This window comes from Rhodobacter lacus (assembly GCF_042683065.1).
In the GTDB taxonomy this organism is placed as follows: domain Bacteria; phylum Pseudomonadota; class Alphaproteobacteria; order Rhodobacterales; family Rhodobacteraceae; genus Rhodobacter; species Rhodobacter lacus.
In genome coordinates, this window is the sequence record NZ_JBHUIX010000004.1 from 14,546 (window position 1) to 31,846 (window position 17,301).

A 17,301-nucleotide genomic window follows, 5' to 3' on the forward strand; every position below is an offset into this window, starting at 1 on the left:
TACGAGGCCAAATTGCCATCTCCATCGACAGAACCCCGCCCGATTTCGGCGACGATCGCCGTCGTCCTGCGCGAACACCAGGTGCTTCTCGTGCGCCGCGCCCATGCGCCCGACGCAGGATGGTGGGGGTTTCCGGGCGGAAAAATAAACCATGGCGAGACCCTGTTCGAGGCCGCAACCCGAGAACTGGAGGAAGAAACCGGCGTTTCCGCCGCGCCGCTGCGCGTGTTCACCGCCGTCGATGCGTTTGACCATGACGCCAGCGGCGCGCTGCGGCGCCATTTCATCCTGATCGCGGTGCTGTTTCGATGGACGGCGGGAGAGCCGGTTGCGGGGGATGACGCGCTCGAGGCGCGGTGGTTCGATCTCGCCGCCCTGCACGAGAGCGGCCTCGCGCTGAGCCGCGATGTGGCCGAGCTCGCAGAGCAGGCGGCGGCCCTGATGGCGGAGGTTGCGCCATGATCGCCAATGTCCTGACGATCGCCGGCACCGATCCCTCGGGGGGCGCGGGGATTCAGGCCGATATCAAGGCCATCTCCGCGCTTGGCGCCTATGCCTGTTCCGTCGTCAGCGCCGTGGTCGCCCAGAACACCTGCGGTGTCCGGTCCTTCCAGGCGCTCGCGCCCGAACTCGTCGCCGACCAGATCGACGCGGTGCTGGAAGACGTGCGCATCGACGCCGTGAAGATCGGCATGATCGCCAATGCGGGCATCGCCGAGGCCGTGGCCGACCGTCTGCGCCATCACGGCGCGCGTAACATTGTGCTCGACCCGGTCATGGTTGCCAAAAGCGGCCATGCCTTGCTGGACCCGGAGGCGGTCTTCGCGTTACGCGAACGGCTTGTGCCGCTGGCCGCAGTCATCACGCCGAACCTGCCCGAAGCCGCCGTTTTGTTGAACCGCCCCGACGACTGGAGCCTGGACGCGATGAAGGCCGCGCTGCCCGCTCTCCTTGCCCTCGGGTCGGATTACGTGCTGCTCAAGGGCGGGCATCTGGCGGGCGAAGACAGCACCGATCTGCTGGCCGGGCCCGAGGGCACGCAGGCCCTGAGCGCCCCGCGCCTCCGCACCACCTGCGATCATGGCACCGGCTGCACGCTCTCTTCGGCCATTGCGGCGCTTTTGCCGCATCACCCGATGCCCGAGGCGGTGGCCCGCGCGAAGGCCTACCTGCAGGCCGCACTCGCCCAGGGCCACCGGCTTGAGGTTGGGCGGGGCCATGGGCCGGTGCATCATTTCCACGCGCTCTGGGGCTCAGAAGGATAAGGCGTCGATCCTCTCCCTGAGGGCGCGGGCGGCGGCCTCGGGGTCCGGCTGGCCGCAGATCGCCGAGACCACGGCGATGCCTCGCGCCCCCGCCTTGAAGGCCCGCGCCACATGATCTGCCTTCAGCCCGCCAATGGCCACGGCCGGCACCGGGCTCGCCGCGACCTGCGCCGCCAGCCCGTCAAAGCCCACCGGGGGCTTGTGATCGCGCTTCGTCGGCGTGGCAAAGACGGGCCCCGCGCCGATATAGTCGACCAGCGCCGGATCGACCTGCGCGGCCAGCGCGGGCGTCTCGACCGAAAGGCCGAGCACCATCGCCGCGCCGATCCGGTCCCGGGCCTGCGCCACCGCCATATCGCCCTGCCCGATGTGCAGCCCCTCTGCCCCGATCGCGATCGCCGCCTCCACATCGTCATTCACGATCAGGGCAGCGCCCGTCCCGGCCAGCGCGGCCTTCAAGGCGCGCCCCGTCTCGATCATGCGCGCGGTATCGGCTGTCTTGTCGCGCAGCTGCACCAAACGCGCCCCCCCCGCCACGGCGGCGCGGGCCGTGGCAACCATGCCGAGCCCGGCGCAAAGGCCGGGATCGAGCACGAGGTAGAGCGAGAGATCGAGGCTGTGGCCGATGCGGGGCCTCATGCGGGCACCGAGGCGTCGCGGATCACCGCCCCGGCCAGCGCCTCGGGCGTGACCAAGGCCAGCGCATCAAGGAACCGGGGCGCAAAACTGCCCGGCCCCGCCGCCCCCTCATGCGCCCGCGCGCCCGCCACGGCAAAATGCGCCAGCGCGCCCACGGCGGCGTCAAACGCATCGTCCGTCACGGCAGCATAGGCCCCGCACAGGCAGGTCAGCGCACAGCCAAGCGCGGTGTTCATGGGCATGAAGGGCGATCCACCCTCAATCCAGACCGCGCGCTGGCCGTCGGTCACATAGTCCACCGCGCCGGTCACCGCGACCACCGCACCGCTTGACTGCGCGAGCCGTCGCGCGCCATCTTCCGCCGCCGCGACCGTGTCGCGCCCGTCAACGCCCTGCCCGTGGCTGGCCTCACCTGCCAGCGACAGGATTTCCGAGGCATTGCCGCGGATAATGGCCGGGCGCTGCGCCACCAGCATCTGCACCACCTCACGGCGATAGCGTGTCGCCTGACAGGCCACCGGGTCCAGCACCCAGGGGCGACCGGCGGCCTGCGCGCCCAAGATCGCGGCGTTCATGCCGTCGAGGAACGCAGCAGACAGGGTGCCGATGTTGATTGTCACCGCACCGGCGATCCCGGCGAACTCTCCGGCCTCCGCAGCATCCGACACCATCGCCGGGCTGGCCCCGGCGGCGAGCAGAACATTGGCGGCAATGTTCATGGCGACATAGTTGGTGATGCATTGCACCAGCGGCGGTTCGGCTCTGAGCGCGCGCAGCAAGTGTTCGGGCGCGCCGCTCCCTTCCCATCCGCTCATTTCCCGTCCTCCAGCGGCATGTAGAGATCTCCGCCCTCACGGAACTTTTCCGCCATCTTCTGCATGCCCGCCTGCTGCGCCTCGGCACGGATGTCGTGGCTGATGCGCATGGAGCAGAATTTCGGCCCGCACATGGAGCAGAAATGCGCCACCTTGTGGGCCTCCTTGGGCAGGGTTTCATCATGCATCGACCGCGCCGTGTCCGGGTCGAGCGACAGGTTGAACTGATCTTCCCAGCGGAACTCGAACCGCGCGCGGCTCAGGGCGTCGTCGCGGAGCCGTGCGGCCGGATGCCCCTTCGCCAGATCGGCGGCATGGGCGGCAATCTTGTAGGTGATCACCCCGACTTTCACGTCGTCCCGGTCGGGCAACCCAAGGTGCTCCTTGGGCGTCACGTAGCACAGCATCGCCGTGCCGAACCATCCGATCATCGCGGCGCCGATGCCGCTGGTGATGTGGTCGTAGCCCGGTGCAATGTCGGTGGTCAGCGGCCCGAGCGTGTAAAAGGGCGCCTCGCCGCAGGTGCGGAGCTGCTTGTCCATGTTTTCCTTGATCTTGTGCAGCGGCACATGGCCCGGCCCCTCGATCATCACCTGGCAATCCTTGGCCCAAGCGATCTGCCTCAGCCCGCCCAGAGTTTCCAGCTCGGCGAATTGCGCCGCATCATTGGCATCGGCGATCGAGCCCGGGCGCAGCCCGTCGCCAAGGCTGAACGCCACGTCGTAAGCGCGGGCGATCTCGCAGATCTCGTCGAAATGCTCGTAAAGAAAGCTCTCGCGGTGATGGTGCAGGCACCACTTCGCCATGATCGCGCCCCCGCGCGAAACAATGCCCGTCACCCGGCCCACCGTCATCGGAATCATGTGCAACCGCACCCCCGCGTGAATGGTGACGTAATCCACCCCCTGCTCGGCCTGCTCGATCAGCGTGTCGCGAAACACCTCCCAGGTCAGGTCTTCGGCGATGCCGCCCACTTTCTCCAGCGCCTGATAGAGCGGCACCGTGCCGATGGGCACCGGGGAATTGCGCAAAATCCATTCACGAATGTTGTGGATGTTATGGCCCGTGGACAGGTCCATCACCGTGTCCGCGCCCCAACGGATGGCCCAGACCATCTTCTCGACTTCTTCGGCCATCGACGAGGTGACGGCAGAATTGCCGATATTGGCGTTGATCTTGACAAGGAAGTTGCGCCCGATGACCATCGGTTCGGCCTCGGGGTGGTTGATATTGGCGGGGATGATCGCCCGCCCCCGCGCGATCTCGTCGCGCACGAATGCGGGCGTGATGAAATCCGGGATCTCGGCGCCAAAGCTCTCGCCATCGCGGGCGAGCGCCGCTTTTGCGGCTTTGCGCCCAAGGTTTTCGCGGATGGCGACGAATTCCATTTCGGGCGTGATGATCCCGGCCCGGGCATAGGCCATCTGCGTCACCGCACGCCCCTCCAGGGCCCGGCGCGGCGCCGGGCGGCGCGGGAATTCGGGCGTCAGCCGCGCGCCTTCGGCAAAACCGGTATCCGCGGGCTCGACATCGCGGCCCTGATAGGTCTCGGTATCGCCCCTTGCGGCAATCCAGGCCGCGCGCAAACGGGGCAAGCCGCGGTCAATCGCGATCTCGGCGTCCGGGTCCGTGTAGGGGCCGGAGCTGTCGTAGACGGTGACGGGGGGCTCTCCTGCCGTGGGGTGCAGGTCGATCTCGCGCATCGGCACGCGGATCTCGGGGTGGTGCTCGCCCGCGTGCCAGACGCGGCGGGAAGCGGGCAGCGGGCCCGTGGTAACGGTTGGGGTCAGGTCTTTCATCGGTCGGAGCCTCCAGAGCTCAAGGCGTTGGAGACCCAGTTCCGCGTCGAATGGGAGGGCCGGGATCGGATGCTTCCCCCCACGAAGACGTGGTCGGGGCCCGCGCGGCCAGTGCACCATCCCTACGCCAGTGTGAACTGGATCAGGTTCATCGGGTCACTGCGCTGCGCGGCTTGGGGCCGGCCAGCAGTATCTCAGCCTCTTGTCGAGACCCCCCGGGTGAGGGCTTCAGAATGGCGCTTCGGGGGGGAAGTTGTCAACCGGTGCCGTCTGCGCAATGCGCGGTTCACATGGCCCGCCCGCCCCTGCGCGACAGCGCCAACTTTGGCCTTGGCCGTCTGAATCTGCTCCGCTTCGGCCAAAATCCGACTGGCTCGACGGGCCGCCCTTGGCCCGCGCACACCAGATATGCAAAGGGCGCCCTCAGGGCGCCCCATATCCTGACCATCCATTCCCGCCGCCGGCCCCGGTGCTCGATGTGCCCGATCGGGCCACAATCCGACCCGGATCTGGAGCCTCAATGGGTCCAGTTCGCGCGGCGGTTGGATTGGAAATTCTCACCATATCCCATGGCACGCACATTGACGGCGCGCTTGTGTGCGCCCGTCACGGTATAGTCGATCCCATGGGTCTTGGCGTAATACTCCGCCGCCTCACGGCTCTCGAACTTCAGCCGCACCTGGCTTTGCGTATCGGCCGAACCGGTCCAGCCCATCAAAGGGTCGAGATCCCGCGCCTCGGCCGGAAGGAAATCGAGATACCACAGTTTCGTTTTCGCTTGCCCGGATTGCATGGCGTTGCGGGCAGGCTGATAGATACGCGCGCGCATGGGACCCTCTTTGTTGACACCTTGTTGTAGCGCCTCCCGGCAAAAACGCAAGTGCTGCATACCATTGTGTGCCGAACTCGGCAGAGCGTCAGGATGCGGGGAGGGATGCTACCGGCCGGGTTTGGGGAGCGAGGGGGTGGGGTGGTGCCCCGGCCGGTAGCCAATGCTGCTTGCCTGGACAACATGCAAAAAACGGCGCAAAAACTCAAGCGAAATTGCAACTCAAACTATTGATATGCATCGCAAATTTGAGCATTTACCTTAACCTGTTCGTAACCTCTTCGACAAGGCCTTGAAAGAGAACGAAAAGGGACCGACATTGAGGCCTGCCCGAGGAGGCCCCATGCCCCACAACAATGACAACCGCCCCGTAGACCGCCCCGATGTGCTCACCCGCCCCAAGCTTGAGGGCGGCAAGCGCTTCGTGATGAAGACCGAGTTTTCCCCTGCGGGCGACCAGCCCACCGCCATTGCCGAGCTATCGGCCGCGGTGCGTTCGGGAGAGCGCGATCAGGTGCTGCTCGGTGCGACCGGCACGGGCAAGACCTACACGATGGCGAAAGTGATCGAAGAGACCCAGCGCCCCGCCATCATCCTTGCGCCCAACAAGACGCTCGCCGCACAATTATACGGAGAATTCAAGGGCTTCTTCCCCGACAACGCGGTGGAATACTTCGTTTCCTATTATGATTACTACCAGCCCGAAGCCTATGTTGCGCGCACCGACACCTATATCGAGAAGGAATCGATGATCAACGAGCAGATCGACCGGATGCGCCACTCGGCCACCCGGGCGCTGCTGGAGCGGGACGATGTGATCATCGTTGCCTCGGTAAGCTGCATCTATGGCATCGGCTCGGTCGAGACCTATTCGGCGATGACGCAAGACCTGAGCGTGGGCGGGCTCTACGATCAGCGCAAATTTCTGGCAGACCTCGTGGCGCAGCAATACAAGCGCCTCGATGCCGCCTTCCAGCGCGGCGCCTTCCGCGTGAAGGGCGACACGGTCGACCTTTGGCCCGCCCACCTTGAAGACCGCGCCTGGAAATTCAGCTTCTTTGGCGAGGAGCTGGAAGCGATCACCGAATTCGACCCGCTCACCGGCGCGAAGACGAACAGTTTCGAGCAGATCCGAATCTACGCGAACAGCCACTACGTGACCCCCCGCCCGACGCTGCAGCAGGCGATCAAGTCGATCCGCTCGGAGCTCGCGCAGCGGCTCAAGCAGCTCACCGGCGAGGGCAAGCTTCTGGAGGCGCAACGGCTTGAGCAGCGCACCAATTTTGACATCGAGATGCTGGAGGCGACGGGCGTGTGCAACGGCATCGAGAACTATTCGCGCTATCTGACGGGGCGCAACCCGGGCGAGCCGCCCCCGACCCTTTTTGAATTCATTCCCGACACGGCGATTGTCTTTGCCGATGAATCCCACGTCACCGTGCCGCAGATCGGCGGCATGTATCGGGGCGACTACCGGCGCAAGTTCACGCTCGCCGAACACGGTTTCCGGCTGCCGTCCTGCATGGACAACCGCCCGCTCAAATTCGAGGAATGGGACGCGATGCGCCCGCAATCGGTGTTCGTGTCCGCCACCCCGGCCGCATGGGAGCTGGAACAGACGGGCGGCGTGTTCACCGAACAGGTGATCCGCCCCACCGGGCTTCTGGACCCGGAGGTGGAGATCCGCCCCGTCGAGACGCAGGTGGATGACCTTCTTGACGAAATCCGCAAGGTCGCGGCGCGCGGGCTGCGCGTGCTGGTGACCACGCTCACCAAGCGCATGGCCGAAGACCTCACCGAATATCTGCACGAACAGGGCATCCGGGTGCGTTACATGCACTCCGACATCGACACGATCGAGCGCATCGAGATCTTGCGCGATCTGCGGCTTGGCGCCTTTGACGTGCTGATCGGCATCAACCTTCTGCGCGAGGGGCTCGACATTCCCGAATGCGGGCTCGTCGCCATTCTCGATGCCGACAAGGAGGGCTTCCTGCGCTCGGAGACCTCGCTGATCCAGACCATCGGGCGGGCCGCGCGCAACGCCGATGGCCGGGTGATCATGTATGCCGACAAGATCACCGGCTCGATGGAGCGCGCGCTTGGCGAAACGAACCGCCGCCGCGAAAAGCAGATCGCTTACAACACCGCGCATGGCATCACACCGCAGACGGTGCGCAAGAATGTTGACGATGTGCTGGCCGGGCTCTGGGCGGGCGATACCGATATGGCCCGTGTCACTGCAAAAGTTGAAAATGTGAAAGCCGGGGCCAATCTGGCGGCGCATCTTGAGGGGCTAAGGTTGCAAATGCGCAAGGCCGCCGAGAACCTCGAATTCGAGGAAGCGGCCCGGATGCGCGACGAGATCAAGCGTCTGGAGGCAGTTGAGCTTGCCGTGGCCGATGATCCGCTGGCGCGCCAGTCTGCCGTCGATCAAGCCGTGGAGGCCGCCACCCAGGCCAAGGGGCGCTCCACGGCGGGCCGCCCCGGCCAGCGCGGCGGGGTCAAGCGCCCGAAGAAGCGTTAGCGGGCCGACCGGGGCGCGCTCTTACGCGCCGATCACCAGCAGATCGGCGGCATTGAGGCCAAGGGTCACCTCTTCGCCCACTTTCGGCGGCGCGCCATGCGCGGTGTTGAATGTGTCGAAGGCAAGGATCTGGCCATCCAGATCGGCACGCAACCGGATCACCGAGCCGAGAAAATCCACCTCGCGGATGCGGCCATGAAGCGTGATCTCGCGCCCGGTCGGCGCAAGGCTCACCGCCTCGGGGCGCAGCCCGAGCGTCACGCGCCCGGCAGGCAACGCGCGGCCAAGCCGCACCTCGCGCAGGCCAATCCGCACGGTGCCGCTGGCGGCATCGACCACGGGCGCCTCGATCGTGTTGAGCGTGCCGACAAAGCCCGCCACAAAGCGGGTGGCGGGGCGGTTGTAAATGTCAAACGGCGTGCCGACCTGATCGGCGATGCCCTCATGCATCACCACCACGCGGTCGGACATCGAGAGCGCCTCTTCCTGATCGTGGGTGACGAAGATCGTGGTGATGCCAAGCTCGCGCTGGATCGCGCGGATCTCGTTGCGCAAGGAGACGCGCACCTTGGCATCGAGCGCGGAGAGCGGCTCGTCAAGCAGCAGCACCGAGGGTTTGGGCGCCAGCGCACGGGCCAGCGCCACGCGCTGCTGCTGGCCGCCCGACAGCTGGAACGGATACCGGTTGCCGAGATCGGCCAACCCGATGAGCTGCAGCATCTCCCGCACGCGGGGGCGAATTTCATCCTTGGGCGCGCCCTTCACCTTCAGCCCGAAGCCGACGTTTTGCGCCACGGTCAGGTTCGGAAACAGCGCATAGGCCTGAAACACCATGCCGATATTGCGCTGGTTCGGGCGCAGATGCGTCACGTCCTGACCGTCGATGGATATGCCGCCCGAGGTCGGCGTTTCAAAGCCCGCGACCATCCGCAAAACCGTTGTCTTGCCACAACCCGAAGGGCCCAGCAGCGAGATGAACTCGCCCTGCGCGACCTCAAGGTTGAAATCCTTCACCACGCGCAGGGTGCCGAAGCTTTTTTCGAGGTGAGAAAGCGTGAGATAGCTCATTTCGGGGCCCTGTCGAATTTGGAAAGCCGGGTCACCAACTGGATCAGCCCCATGCAGGCCCAGGTGATGAGGAAGGCGATGGTGGCGAGCGCAAAGGGCTCATAGGCGCGGTTGGCGCCCATCAGTTGCAGATAGGGGCCAAAGGCGGGGCGGTTGAGAAGCGCCGCCAGCGTGAACTCCCCCATGACGATGGCAAAGGTGACAAAGGCGCCCGAGAGCACGGCCACCAGCACATTGGGCAGGATGATCCGTGCGAGGATCGTCACCCAGCCCGCGCCGAGGCTTTGCGCGGCCTCGGTGAGCGTGGCCACATCAATCGTGCGCAGCCCGGTGTCGATGGCGCGGTACATATAGGGCAGGCTCAGCATCGAATAGCCAAAGAGCAACAGCAGGTTCGTGCCCATGGTCGTGCCGGTGAGCGGCAACCAGCTTGAGGTGTTGTAAAGCCGGATATAACCGAACACGACGACGATCGCCGGAATGACGAGCGGCAAAAGCGTCACGAATTCGATATAGGGCCGCAGCCCCGGCAGCTTGAGCCGCACCCAGAAGGCCGTGGGCACAACAAGGAGAATGCCAAACAGGATCGTCAGCACCGCCATCACCACCGAATAGGTGAAGGTCTCGCGAAAGCGCGGATCGGCAAAGACAACGCGATAGGCCTCGAAACTGTAGACGCCCCGTTTCATCGAGAGCGAAAACTCGACCATGCCGATCAGCGGCAGGATGAAATAGGCCATCCCCAGAAGCAGGATCGCCCAGGCGGCGGCACGTTTCATTTCAACCACCTCTCGGAGCGGATCCGCAGCCAGATATAGAGAACATTGGCAAGCGCGGTGACAAGGATCATGCCAAAGGCCATCGCATAGCCCAGATGCGGGTTGCCAAGCACATCGCCGCGGATCTGCGCAAAGAGCATGATCGGCACGATGTTGAGCGAGGAGCCTGTCAGCGCGATGGCGGTGGCGACGGCGCCGAAGGCATTGGCGAACAAAAGCGCGAAGGTGCCAAGGATCGAGGGCGCGAGGATCGGCAGCGCCACCGACATCCAGTATTGCCGCGCCGAGGCGCCAAGCGATTGCGCCGCCTCGCGCCACTCGCGCTTGAGGCCATCGAGCGCAGGCGTGATGATCAGGATCATCAAGGGAATCTGGAAGAAGATATAGGTGATCGTCAGCCCCCAGAAGCTGAGGATGTTGAACCCCAGCGCCCGCAGGTTGATGCCAAATTCGGTGCGCAGCCACATCGTCACAAGGCCCAAGGGCCCGAGCGTCGCCAAAAAGGCAAAGGCGAGCGGCACGCCCGCGAAGTTCGAGGCGACACCCGAGAAGGTCAGAAGCGGCGCCCGGATGAAGCGCGGCAGCCCGCCAAGCACCACCGCCGCCGCCATCAAAAACCCGATCAGCGCGCCAAGGGCCGCAGAGGCGACCGAGATCTTGATGGAGATCCAGTAGCTTGCAAGAATCGAGGGGGTAAAGAGCCCGGCGATGTTCTCAAAGGTGAAGCTGCCATCGGCGCGCTGGAAGGCGCCAATCACGATCTTCATCGTGGGTGCGATCAAAAACAGCGCGACAAAGGCCGCGAAAGGCAGGATGCCGAGCCAGGCAAGGTTCAGGCGGCGGCGCGGGGCAGGCGGCGGATGATCGGTCACGCGGGGAGGGTCCGTTCGGTGAAAAGCCGCCCCCGGCGCAAACCGGAGGCGGCGGATCTGATCTGGTGTCCGTTACTGGACGTTGGCGCCCACGACCGAATCCCAGCCCGCGGTCACGGCTTCCTTGTTGGCGCCCTGCTCGTCGATGCTCGGGAAATAGGCATTGGCATAGGCTTCCGCCGGCGGCAGCGCGTCAACCAGCTCTTGCGGCACCACGCCCGCGGCGGCCATCGCATTGAAGCGCGCCGGGTGGCAGTAGCCCTTCAGCCAGAGGTTCTGGCCTTCGTCCGAATAGACATATTCCATCCAGAGTTTCGCCGCATTCGGATGCGGCGCATGGGCCGAGATCGCCTGCACATACACACCGGCCAGCACGCCGGTTGCCGGCACGACCACCTCAACCGGCGGGTTGCCGGCAAGCGTGTCGCGCGCGGAGAGCGCGTTATAGTCCCACATCACGACGATCGGCGTGGCGCCCTGCGCAAGCGTGCCCGCCTTGCCGATGACCGGAACGAAGTTGCCGTTCCCGTTCAGCTCCTTGAAGAACTCAAGGCCCTTCTCGCCGGCTTCCTTGCCAGCCGCGCCGCCATTGGCCATCCCGGCCGCAAGCACCGCGAGAATCGCCTGGTTCGAGGCGCGCGGATCGCCCGCGAGCGCCACCTGACCGGCGTAATCGGCTTTCAGCAGATCCGACCAGTCGGCGGGGGTCTCGGTCACGAGATCCTTGTTCACCATGAAGGACATCACGCCGTAATAGTCGCCATACCAGTAGCCGTCGGCATCCTTGACCGCATCCGGGATGTCATCCCAGGTGGAGACCTTGTAGGGCTGGATCAGCCCTTCGTCCTTCGCTTGCGGGCCGAAGGCGAGGCCAACGTCGATCACGTCGGGCGCTTGCGGGCCGGTGTTGCCTTTGTTCGCACGAATCGCTTCGAGCTCGTCGGCCGAGCCCGCATCGGGGTTCAGCTCGTTCACGGTGATCTCGGGATATTTCGCCTTGAAGCCCTCGATCACGGCTCCATAACCGCACCAGTCATGCGGCAGCGCGATGGTGGTGAGCATGCCCTCGGCCTTGGCGGCGGCTTCGATTGTGGCCAGATCTTCGGCGTGGACAAGCGCCGTGGTGGCCAGAAGCGCGGCAGCGCCGGCGAGGATGTGCATCGGTTTCATATTCAGTCTCTCCCCGTTGTCGGAAGGTTGGGCCCACTGTGGGCGCAACCAGCACCTAGGCGCGTTCTGTGACAGTCTTGCGACGCGCGCGCCTCAGGCATGGTCGGATTTGACCGACCGGGCAAGACTTGCGCGAAATCTGCGCGCTTGCAACAATTCTGTTACGCCTCTGTCATCTTGGCCTCATTCCGTCCGCCCTGCCCGCGCCCGGACGTAAGGTTCGCGCGAAAAGGCTGGTTTTTGCGCCGCCCTGTGTCATCCTGTCGCAAGGAAGAGGAGGAGAGAGCATGACGGAGATTTCTGCCGCATTCACCGGCCAGACGGTGATCTGCACCTTCGAGATGACGCCGGCCACGGCCAGCGAGCTGATGGAGCATCTGCAATCGGCCTATACCGAATGCATCAGCAAGGCGGGCGGGTTCATCGGCGCGGGGCTGCACATGAACGACGCGCAGACCCGGATCGCCACCTATTCAAAATGGGAAAAGCGCGGCGATTATCAGGCGATGCTGCGCAGCCCGGAAATGATTGCCCGCAACAAGGTGATCGCCACCCTGTGCCGGAGTTTCGAGCCTGTGATGTATGAGGTCGCGGCAAATTATTAAACGTTGCCCATAGGTTCGACAGGGGCGGTCGCCGTGGCCGCCCCTATTTTTTGCATCACGCCGGTGTTTTGCGGCCACGGAGCATGCTGCGGCCCCCGGCGAGAATGCGCCCCTTCGGCCCGCCAAGGCGGAAAGGGCCGCCCCTGCCTTCGACTTTGTGCAAATATCCCGGGGGGTGAATTGGCGCGCAGGCGCCAAGAGGGGGGCAGCGCCCCCCTACTTTCTGCCCCGAAAAAAGCGCGCGCGCTCATAAAGCGCCTCGAGCCGGCGCATCCGGGCCGCCGTCGTCTCCCAGGTCAGATCCTGCACGGCTGCCATCAGCGTCTCGACAATGAGCTGGATCGCCACGGTGCTGTCCCATGCGGAGGGCACTTCAACCTGCGCCGACAGCCGGATCCTTGCATGTGCCGCAGCCGGGCTCACCCAGGGGTCGGTGACAAGCACCACCTCCGCGCCCTGCTCCGCCGCCATTTCCACCAATTGCAGCACCGCATTCTCATAGCGGCGGATGTCGAACACAAGAAGCACATCGCCCGGCTCGATCTCCAAAAGCGCGGGCGGCCAGGCATTCGACACCGGCATCAAAAGCTCCACCTGCGGCCGGATCACCTTCATATGGGTGACGAAATATTCGGCCATCGCCAGCGTGATCCGCCCCCCGGTCGCAAAGATCTTGCGGCTCGGGTCCGCGAGCAATGCCGCCGCCGCATCAAAATCCGCCTGTTCGATCTGCGCGAGCGTTGCCTGCAGATTGGCCATCACCGCATCGGCGAAGCGGTTGAGAACATGCCCCTCTGGTGCCTGCGCCGCCCAGAGGTCGTGCTTCGCCAAAGGCCCGACAAGGCGCGCTTCCAGCTCGTCGCGCACCGCCGCCTGCAGGCCCGGATAACCGCCATAGCCCATCTTCTGCGCCAGCCGCACCACGGTGGGCGAGCTCACCTCGGCCCCGCGCGCGAGCTGCGTGACCGAGCCCAGCAGCGCCACCGGGTAATGGCGCAGGATATGGCTCGCAAGCTGGCGCTCCGCCCGCGTCATCGTGGCGATCGTGCCGCGCAACTCCTCCTCGATCGTCTTCGTCTCTGCTGCCAAAACGGGCGCTCCTCGCCTTTGACGCGAAATCGCGCCTCGAACAGATTGTAACAGAATTATCAATTCTGAAATGATGTTGACAGTTTCCCCCCTGCGGTCAAGCCTGACTCCAAAAGCATAACAGAATCGACGGCGACGGGGAGTGGCTGTGGACAACAAGACGGAAGGCGCGGTCGTCATTGAAGGACGCGCGGCCCCCGGGCCGTTCGTTTTCGTGTGCGAACATGCGGTGAATACCTTCCCGGCGCCCTGGGGGGCGCTCGGGCTCGATGCGGCAACACGCGACAGCCATGCCGCCTGGGACCCGGGTGCGCTCGGCCTGGCGCGGGCTCTTGCGGCAGAGCTGCATGCGCCGCTCGTGCGCGCCACCCATTCGCGGCTGATCTATGACCTGAACCGCCCGCCCCATTCTCCGGGCGCAATGCCCGCGCGCTCGGAGATCCACACGATCCCGGGCAATGCGGCGGTCACGCCCGAGGCGCGGCGCGCCCGCACCGAGGCGCTTTACATCCCCTTCCATGCGGCATTGCGCGCGCTTCTGGCCGAAAAACTTGCCCTGGGCGTGCGCCCGATCCTCGTGACGGTCCATTCCTTCACGCCGGTCTGGCATGGCAGCCCGCGCGCGGTCGAGCTTGGCATCATCCATGACGCCGACCCGAGCCTTGCCGAGGCGGTGTTTGCGCAGGCGCGCGCGCAGACCGGCCTCGATTCCCGTCTCAACGAGCCCTATAGTGCCGCCGACGAGGTCACCCACACGCTGGCCCTTCAGGCCACGCCAATGGGGCTGAAGAACGTGATGCTGGAGTTGCGCAACGATCTGATCGCCGATGCCGCCGCGCAGGCGGCGATGGCGACGCGGCTGGGCGCGGTGCTGCGCACCGCGGTGGCAGAACTCGCCAAGCGCGAGGAGGCTGCCTGATGCCGCGGTTTTTGGTGCGTTACGTTCACTTCATCGAGGCCGTGACCCGTCGGCTTGGCCGCTTCGCCATGTATCTGCTCTATGTGATGATGGCGATCATGGTCTGGTCGATGATCACCAAATTCGCCCATATTCCCGCGCTCTGGACGCTGGAGATGGCGCAGTTCACGCTGGTGGCCTATTACATGCTCGGCGCGCCCTGGACCATGCAATCCGAGGTGAACGTCCGCATGGATCTGATTTATGCGCGCTTCACCCACAAGGGGCGCGCGCTCACCGATGCGCTCACCGTCTTTTTCCTGATGACCTATCTCGCCATCATGCTCTATGGCGCCTTTGACTCGACGGTCTATTCCTTCGAGGTGGGCGAGCGCAACCCGACCGCCTGGCGCCCCGTGCTCTGGCCGCTCAAGACCATCATCACCTTCAGTTTCGCACTGATGCTCCTGCAAGCCACCGCACTTTTGATCCGCGACATTGCCACGCTGCGCGGGGAGAAAATCTGATGGATCACAACACCATTGCGATTTTGATGTTTTCCTCGCTGCTTCTCATGATGATCACCGGGCAACGGGTGTTTGGCGCGATCGGCTTTGTTGCGGTGATCGCCGCGCTCACGCTCTGGGGGCCGGGCGGCACCGACATGGGCTTCTCGGCGGTCATGAAGCTGATGAAATGGACCCCGCTCCTCACGCTGCCGATGTTCGTTTTCATGGGCTATGTGATGAGCGAGAGCCGTTTGGCGGAAGACCTTTACCGGATGTTCCACGTCTGGTTTGGCCCCCTGCCCGGCGGCCTTGCCATTGGCACGATCCTCCTGATGGTGCTGATCTCGGCAATGAACGGGCTTTCGGTCGCGGGGATGGCGATTGGCGCCACCATCGCGCTCCCCGAACTCGTGCGGCGCAACTATGACAAGCTGATGATTTCGGGCGTGATTCAGGCGGGCTCCTCGCTTGGCATCCTGATCCCGCCCTCGGTGGTGCTCGTGCTGTTTGCGCTGATCGCGCGCCAGCCGGTCTCCAACCTCTGGCTTGCCGGTGTGGGCCCGGGGCTGCTGATGGCGGTGATGTTCATCCTTTACATCATGGCGCGCACCTGGCTGAACCCGAGCCTCGCGCCGCGCATGAGCGCGGAGGAACGCGCCTCGATCCCGCGGGCCGAAAAATACAAGCTCCTGCGCGCGGGCCTGCTGCCGATTTTCATCTTTGCCGCGATGATGGTGCCTTTTCTGAACGGCTGGGCGAGCCTCACCGAGGCCTCGGTGGTGGGTGTGGCCGCCACCGTGCTCGTGGCCATGCTCAAGGGCCGCTTCACCAAACAGGTGTTCGAGGTCGCCACCAAACAAACGCTGCATATCACCGTGATGTTCATGCTGATCATCACCGCCGCGCTCTCTTTTGGCGCGGTGTTTGATGGCCTTGGCGCGGGCCGCGCGATCCAGAATTTCTTCACCTCCGATCTTGGCCTCGCGCCTTGGCAGATCCTCGTGCTGATGCAGTTGAGCTTTCTCTTCATGGGGATGTTTCTGGACGACACCGCGATGCTGGTGATCGTCGCGCCGGTCTTTGTCAGCCTTGCCAAGGCGCTCGGCTTCGATCTGATCTGGTATGGCGTGCTCTACACCATAACCTGCCAGATCGCCTATCTGACGCCGCCCTTCGGCTATAACCTGTTTCTGATGAAGGCGCTGGCCCCGCCTGAATTCACTCTTCCGGTGATCTATCGCTCGGTCCTGCCGTTCGTGCTGGTGATGATCTTCACGCTTGTGCTGATCATGGTGTTTCCCGAAATCGCGCTCTGGCTGCCGCAAACGGTGCTTGGGCGCTGAGCCAAAACGACCCCGAACGGGGCGCCCCACAACAAGGAGAGAAAGATGACGACGACGAGACGGAAGTTCCTCACCACCGGTGCGGTGGGTGCCGCTGCGGCGGCGGGCCTTGCGGCCCCGGCCCGCGCCTCCGAAACGATCAAATGGCGCCTGCAAACCTATGCGGGCCCCGCCCTTGCCGAAGAAGTGGTGAAACCCGCAATCGAGGCGTTCAACACCATCGCCAATGGCCAGATGGAAATCGAGCTTTACACCTCCGACCAGCTTGTGCCGACGGGCGAGCTGTTCCGCGCGATGCAGAACGGCACCATCGACGCGGTGCAATCGGACGACGACTCGATGGCCTCGCCCACCGAAGTCACCGTGTTCGGCGGCTATTTCCCCTTTGCGCTGCGCTACTCGCTCGACGTGCCCGCGCTCTTCAACTCCTGGGGTCTGAAAGAGATCTGGGAAGAAGAATATGCCAAGGTCGGCATCAAGCACATCTCGGCGGGCTCGTGGGACCCGTGCAACTTCAACATGAAAGAGCCGGTGAACGCGCTTGATGACCTCAAGGGCAAGCGGGTCTTCACCTTCCCGACCGCCGGGCGCTTCCTTGCGCAATTCGGCGTCATCCCGGTGACGATCCCGTGGGAAGATGTGGAAGTGGCCCTGCAAACAGGCGAGCTCGATGGCCTCGCGTGGTCGGGGATCACCGAGGATTACACCTCGGGCTGGTCGAAAGTGGCGCCCTATTTCCTCACCAACAACATCTCGGGCGCGTGGATCGGCCACTTCTTCGCCAATATGGAGCGCTGGAATGCGGTGCCCGCGCATCTGCAACAGCTGATGCAAACCTGCTTTGATCAGTCGCATTACCACCGCCAATGGTGGTATTGGGCGGGCGAGGCGAAACTGCGCGTCGAAGGCCCCGACATGACGCTCACCTCGCTTCCGGCCGAGGATTATGCCAAGCTCGAAGAGGCCGCGCACAAGTTCTGGGACGAGATCGCCGCCGAAAGCCCGCTCAAGGCGAAGGTCGTGGACATCATCCGCAAATACAACGACACAATGGTGAAGGCCGGCGTGCCCTACCGCTATTGATCCGGTCGGGC

The 17,301-nt window shown here is 64.5% G+C and carries 17 protein-coding genes and 1 riboswitch; of the genes, 8 read left to right on the forward strand and 9 right to left on the reverse strand.

Annotation, left to right across the window (positions count from 1 at the left end; translation table 11 throughout):
- Nucleotides 1–12: 12 nt before the first annotated feature.
- Both ACFSM0_RS03510 and thiD read left to right on the forward strand, forming a co-directional pair.
- Nucleotides 13–462: an NUDIX hydrolase gene (locus ACFSM0_RS03510; RefSeq protein WP_377387241.1), complete on the forward strand. Its 450-nt coding sequence runs from the start codon at nt 13–15 to the stop codon at nt 460–462.
- A complete protein-coding gene (gene thiD / locus ACFSM0_RS03515) occupies nt 459–1,265 on the forward strand; it encodes a bifunctional hydroxymethylpyrimidine kinase/phosphomethylpyrimidine kinase (RefSeq protein WP_377387244.1) in 807 nt (268 codons plus the stop codon). The genes ACFSM0_RS03510 and thiD overlap by 4 nt, the downstream gene beginning before the upstream one ends.
- Here the strand turns inward: thiD and thiE are convergent.
- From thiE to ACFSM0_RS03535, 4 genes are all read right to left on the reverse strand, one after another.
- The gene (gene thiE / locus ACFSM0_RS03520) at nt 1,254–1,904 is read right to left on the reverse strand and encodes a thiamine phosphate synthase (RefSeq protein WP_377387247.1); all 651 of its coding nucleotides are present in this window, start codon (nt 1,902–1,904) and stop codon (nt 1,254–1,256) included. The genes thiD and thiE overlap by 12 nt on opposite strands.
- Nucleotides 1,901–2,719, reverse strand: coding sequence for a hydroxyethylthiazole kinase (gene thiM, locus ACFSM0_RS03525; RefSeq protein ID WP_377387250.1), 819 nt, complete (start codon nt 2,717–2,719; stop codon nt 1,901–1,903). The genes thiE and thiM overlap by 4 nt, the downstream gene beginning before the upstream one ends.
- Nucleotides 2,716–4,518 carry a phosphomethylpyrimidine synthase ThiC gene (gene thiC, locus ACFSM0_RS03530; protein WP_377387253.1) on the reverse strand — a complete coding sequence of 601 codons (1,803 nt, stop codon included), beginning with the start codon at nt 4,516–4,518 and terminating at the stop codon, nt 2,716–2,718. Before thiC ends, thiM begins: the two co-directional genes overlap by 4 nt.
- A gap of 101 nt (nt 4,519–4,619) precedes the next feature.
- Nucleotides 4,620–4,746, reverse strand: a riboswitch (TPP riboswitch).
- Between the two features lie 289 nt (nt 4,747–5,035).
- Nucleotides 5,036–5,347: an ETC complex I subunit gene (locus ACFSM0_RS03535; protein WP_377387256.1), complete on the reverse strand. Its 312-nt coding sequence runs from the start codon at nt 5,345–5,347 to the stop codon at nt 5,036–5,038.
- Between the two features lie 343 nt (nt 5,348–5,690).
- Here ACFSM0_RS03535 and uvrB point away from each other — a divergent pair, with 343 nt between their 5' ends.
- On the forward strand, nt 5,691–7,874 hold the full coding sequence (gene uvrB, locus ACFSM0_RS03540) for an excinuclease ABC subunit UvrB (protein WP_377387258.1): 2,184 nt from the start codon (nt 5,691–5,693) through the stop codon (nt 7,872–7,874).
- Nucleotides 7,875–7,895: 21 nt separating this feature from the next.
- Here the strand turns inward: uvrB and ACFSM0_RS03545 are convergent, their stop codons facing one another.
- The 4 genes from ACFSM0_RS03545 to ACFSM0_RS03560 all read right to left on the reverse strand — a co-directional run bounded on the left by ACFSM0_RS03545 (nt 7,896) and on the right by ACFSM0_RS03560 (nt 11,763).
- Nucleotides 7,896–8,942, reverse strand: coding sequence for an ABC transporter ATP-binding protein (locus ACFSM0_RS03545; protein WP_377387261.1), 1,047 nt, complete (start codon nt 8,940–8,942; stop codon nt 7,896–7,898).
- Nucleotides 8,939–9,721, reverse strand: coding sequence for an ABC transporter permease (locus ACFSM0_RS03550; protein ID WP_377387264.1), 783 nt, complete (start codon nt 9,719–9,721; stop codon nt 8,939–8,941). The genes ACFSM0_RS03545 and ACFSM0_RS03550 overlap by 4 nt, the downstream gene beginning before the upstream one ends.
- Complete coding sequence (locus ACFSM0_RS03555) at nt 9,718–10,593, reverse strand: ABC transporter permease (protein ID WP_377387267.1); 876 nt, start codon at nt 10,591–10,593, stop codon at nt 9,718–9,720. Before ACFSM0_RS03555 ends, ACFSM0_RS03550 begins: the two co-directional genes overlap by 4 nt.
- A 72-nt stretch (nt 10,594–10,665) precedes the next feature.
- Nucleotides 10,666–11,763, reverse strand: a complete 1,098-nt coding sequence (locus ACFSM0_RS03560) for an ABC transporter substrate-binding protein (protein ID WP_377387270.1) — start codon at nt 11,761–11,763, stop codon at nt 10,666–10,668.
- A 287-nt stretch (nt 11,764–12,050) separates the two neighbouring features.
- On the opposite strand from ACFSM0_RS03560, the gene ACFSM0_RS03565 reads away from it, so the two are divergent.
- A complete protein-coding gene (locus ACFSM0_RS03565; protein ID WP_377387273.1) occupies nt 12,051–12,368 on the forward strand; it encodes an antibiotic biosynthesis monooxygenase family protein in 318 nt (105 codons plus the stop codon).
- 216 nt (nt 12,369–12,584) lie between these two features.
- On the opposite strand, the gene ACFSM0_RS03570 is transcribed toward ACFSM0_RS03565, so the two are convergent.
- A complete protein-coding gene (locus ACFSM0_RS03570) occupies nt 12,585–13,457 on the reverse strand; it encodes a MurR/RpiR family transcriptional regulator (protein WP_377387276.1) in 873 nt (290 codons plus the stop codon).
- A 148-nt stretch (nt 13,458–13,605) separates the two neighbouring features.
- Between ACFSM0_RS03570 and ACFSM0_RS03575 the strand changes: the two genes are divergently transcribed.
- Genes ACFSM0_RS03575 through ACFSM0_RS03590 form a run of 4 tightly spaced genes read left to right on the forward strand, consistent with a single transcriptional unit; the run spans nt 13,606 to nt 17,290 of the window.
- Nucleotides 13,606–14,376, forward strand: coding sequence for an N-formylglutamate amidohydrolase (locus ACFSM0_RS03575; protein ID WP_377387279.1), 771 nt, complete (start codon nt 13,606–13,608; stop codon nt 14,374–14,376).
- Nucleotides 14,376–14,882: a TRAP transporter small permease subunit gene (locus ACFSM0_RS03580; protein WP_377387281.1), complete on the forward strand. Its 507-nt coding sequence runs from the start codon at nt 14,376–14,378 to the stop codon at nt 14,880–14,882. Before ACFSM0_RS03575 ends, ACFSM0_RS03580 begins: the two co-directional genes overlap by 1 nt.
- A complete protein-coding gene (locus tag ACFSM0_RS03585; RefSeq protein WP_377387284.1) occupies nt 14,882–16,207 on the forward strand; it encodes a TRAP transporter large permease in 1,326 nt (441 codons plus the stop codon). Before ACFSM0_RS03580 ends, ACFSM0_RS03585 begins: the two co-directional genes overlap by 1 nt.
- A 45-nt stretch (nt 16,208–16,252) precedes the next feature.
- Nucleotides 16,253–17,290: a TRAP transporter substrate-binding protein gene (locus tag ACFSM0_RS03590; protein WP_377387287.1), complete on the forward strand. Its 1,038-nt coding sequence runs from the start codon at nt 16,253–16,255 to the stop codon at nt 17,288–17,290.
- Nucleotides 17,291–17,301: the final 11 nt, after the last annotated feature.